Source organism: Longimicrobiaceae bacterium (assembly GCA_035936415.1).
Taxonomy (GTDB): Bacteria; Gemmatimonadota; Gemmatimonadetes; order Longimicrobiales; family Longimicrobiaceae; genus JAFAYN01.
Window position 1 is genome coordinate 1 of record DASYWD010000516.1, and the last position, 3,148, is coordinate 3,148.

The following is a 3,148-nucleotide window of genomic DNA, read 5'->3' on the forward strand; positions in this document are numbered from 1 at the left end:
GCGCCGCGCGACCGCGCTGGCGCTGGCCGGGGGGGCGGACGCGCTGGTCACGGCCCCGCTGGACAAGGCGGCCTTCCACGCCGGGGGGTGGCGCTTCCCCGGCCACACCGAGATGCTCCGCGAGCTGGCGGGCGTCCCCGACGTGGCGATGATGATGGCCGCCGAGCGCACCGCGCTCGGCGGCCCTCTTCGCGTGGTCCTGGCGACCACGCACCTCGCCCTGCGCGACGTCCCCGCCGCGCTCTCGCCCGACCTCCTGGTCCGGCAGGCCCGGCTCACCCACGCGGCGCTCCGCCGCGCGTGGGGGATCGCGGAGCCCCGCATCGCCCTCTGCGCGGTGAACCCCCACGCCTCGGACGGCGGCCTCTTCGGCGACGAGGAGGCGCGCGTGATGGCCCCGGCGCTGGAGGCGCTGCGCGGCGAGGGGATCGCGGCCACGGGGCCGGTCCCCGCGGACACCGTGTTCACCCGCGCGGTGCGCGGCGAGTTCGACGCGGTGGTGGCTCCCTACCACGACGTGGGGATGGCGGCCTTCAAGACGGCGGCCTTCGGGAGCGGCGTCAACGTGACGCTGGGGCTCCCCTTCCCCCGCACCTCGCCGGACCACGGGACGGCGCTCGACATCGCCGGCCGCGGCGTGGCCGACCCCTCCTCCATGAAGGAGGCGCTCCTCCTGGCGGTCCGCCTCGCGGGCTTTGACAGCGGGGGGCGGCGTAGATAACTTTCGTCCCCGTCCCCAGATCCCCCTCCGAAGCGGCATTCTTCCCGTGATCCGACTCGTCTCCGTACGCAAGGAATACCCGCGCTCCGGAGCGGCCCTCGACGACGTCACCTTCCACCTGCGCAAGGGGGAGTTCGCCTTCCTCACGGGGCACTCCGGCGCAGGGAAGTCGACGATCCTCCGCCTCCTGATGATGGCGGAGCGCCCCACCTCGGGCGAGGTGCGCGTCTCGGGCTTCTCCTCCGTGAAGCTGCGCCAGCGTGAGATCCCGAAGCTGCGCCGCAGGCTGGGCGTGGTCTTTCAGGACTTCCGCCTCCTCCACGACCGCACCGCGGAGGAGAACGTGGCCTTCGCGCTGGAGGTCACCGGGGCCAAGCGTGCCACCATCGCGCCGCGCGTGGCCCGGCTCCTCGCCCAGGTGGGCCTCGCCGCCAAGGCCCGCGCCTATCCGGACGAGCTCTCGGGCGGGGAGCGGCAGCGGGTGGCCGTGGCGCGCGCCCTGGCGAACGACCCGGTGGTCCTCCTCGCTGACGAGCCGACCGGGAACCTGGACGCCTGGGCGGCGCGGGGGGTCTTCGACCTGTTCCGCGAGATCAACGCGATGGGGATGACGGTGCTCATGGCGACGCACGACCTGGATCTGGTCCGCGCCCACCCGGAGTACCGGGTGATCGAGATGAGCCACGGGACGGTCGTGTTCGACTCCGCCGCCGCCGCCGCGCCCGCCATCCCCGCAGTCCCCGAGCGGATCTGACCCATGCCGTACGCACTTCGCGAAGCCCTCTCCGCCTTCCGGCGCTCGCCGCTGCTCACCCTCCTCTCGGTGGTGGCGGTGGCGTTCTCCCTCTTCGTGGTGGCGCTCTTCGGGCTCACGGCGCACAACATCCGCCGGGCGATCGAGCGGATCGAGGAGCGGGTGGAGGTGGTCACCTACCTCCGCGACGACGCCACCGACGAGCAGGTCCGCCTGCTCCAGCAGGACGTCCTGCTCCTCCCCGAGGTGGAGGAGGTGCGCTACGTCTCCAAGACCGAGGCGCTCGCCACCGCCATGCGCGAGATGGAGGAGTTCCGGGACGTCTTCACGGACCTGGAGACCAACCCCCTCCCCGCCTCGCTGGAGCTGCGGCTGAAGCCGGGCTCCCGCAACCCCGAGTCGGTGGAGCGGGTGGCGATGGGGCTGGCCGCCTACCCGTTCGTGGAGGACGTCCGCTTCGGGCGCGACTGGCTGGACAAGATCGTCTCCCTGCGCCGCATCGCCGGGGGCGCGGCCGGGATCATCGGCGGGGCCTTCGCCCTGGTGGCGGCGATCATCATCGCCACGGCCGTGCGGATCGCGGTGTTCGCGCGCCGGGAGGAGATCTCCGTGATGCGGCTGGTGGGCGCCACGGACGGCTTCGTGCGCCGCCCCTTCCTCCTGGAGGGGCTGGTCTCCGGGATCCTGGGCGGGCTGCTGGCGGTGGGGCTGGCCTTCGCCGCCTTCCGCGTGGTGGACGTGGTGCTGCTCCGCATCGAGTGGCTCCCGCTCCCCTGGGTGGCCGCGGGCGTGGGGGCGGGCGCCGTGTTCGGCTTCGTCTCCAGCGCCATCGCGGTGCGCCGTCACCTCCGCGCGGTCTGAGATGTCCGTGGTCCGCCGGCTCGCCCTGCTCACCGCAGTCCTGCTCGCCGCCCTCCCCGCGCTCGCGGGGGCGCAGCAGCAGAACCCCGCCCGCGAGCTGTCCCAGAGCCAGCGCCGGCTCCAGGAGATCCGCCAGGAGCGGCGCGACCTCGCCGACGAGCTGAAGAGCCTCCGCTCGCAGGTGCGGAACCTGTCCGGCGAGGAGCAGCTCCTCCGCCGCCAGGTGGACGTGTCGGCGGGGGTGCTGCACGAGGTGGAGTTCCAGCTCGCGCGCACCGAGGAGCAGATCGCCCGGACCACGCGCGAGCTGCTGGAGACGCAGGACCGGCTGGCGGAGCGCCGGGCGCTGGTACAGCGCCGCCTGCGCGACATCTACAAGCGTGGGCCGCTGCAGTCGGCGCAGGTGCTCCTGGCGGCCGAGAGCTTCAGCGACCTGCTCAACCGCTACAAGTACCTCCACCTGGTGGCGCGCCACGACCGCACGCTGATGGAGGACGTCCGCGAGCTGCAGTCGCAGCTCGTGCTCCGCGACCGCCAGCTCAAGCGGAGCCTGGAAGAGGTGCAGCTCCTGCGCGGCGAGCGGCTGACGGAGCACGAGCAGCTCGAGAGGCTGCGGGAGGAGCGGAGCCGCACGCTGGGGCAGCTCCAGAACCAGCAGCGCAGCACGCAGGGCCGCATCGAGGAGCTGGCGCGGGACGAGCGGCAGCTCACCTCGCTGATCGCCACGCTGGAGCGCCGCCGCAAGGAGGCCGAGCGGCGGGAGGCGGAGCGCCGCGAAGCCGCCCGCGTCGCGGAGGAGCGCAGGGAAGCCG

The 3,148-nt window shown here is 73.6% G+C and carries 4 protein-coding genes; all 4 read left to right on the plus strand.

The features are described 5' to 3' along the window. Positions 1-721: 4-hydroxythreonine-4-phosphate dehydrogenase PdxA (pdxA, locus tag VGR37_20795; protein HEV2149849.1), on the plus strand; the 721-nt coding region annotated here is incomplete at its 5' end. A gap of 46 nt (positions 722-767) precedes the next feature. Further along, positions 768-1,475 carry a cell division ATP-binding protein FtsE gene (ftsE, locus tag VGR37_20800; GenBank protein ID HEV2149850.1) on the plus strand — a complete coding sequence of 236 codons (708 nt, stop codon included), beginning with the start codon at positions 768-770 and terminating at the stop codon, positions 1,473-1,475. A gap of 3 nt (positions 1,476-1,478) precedes the next feature. Continuing rightward, positions 1,479-2,336, plus strand: a complete 858-nt coding sequence (locus tag VGR37_20805; GenBank protein ID HEV2149851.1) for a permease-like cell division protein FtsX — start codon at positions 1,479-1,481, stop codon at positions 2,334-2,336. A gap of 1 nt (position 2,337) precedes the next feature. Beyond that, positions 2,338-3,148, plus strand: an 811-nt coding sequence (locus VGR37_20810) for a hypothetical protein (GenBank protein HEV2149852.1), incomplete at its 3' end; no start/stop codon positions are given.

Bases quoted from the DNA above. Each gene is read 5' to 3' on its own strand.
- VGR37_20805 (HEV2149851.1), top strand. From the start codon at position 1,479: ATGCCGTACGCACTTCGCGAAGCCCTCTCCGCCTTCCGGCGCTCGCCG.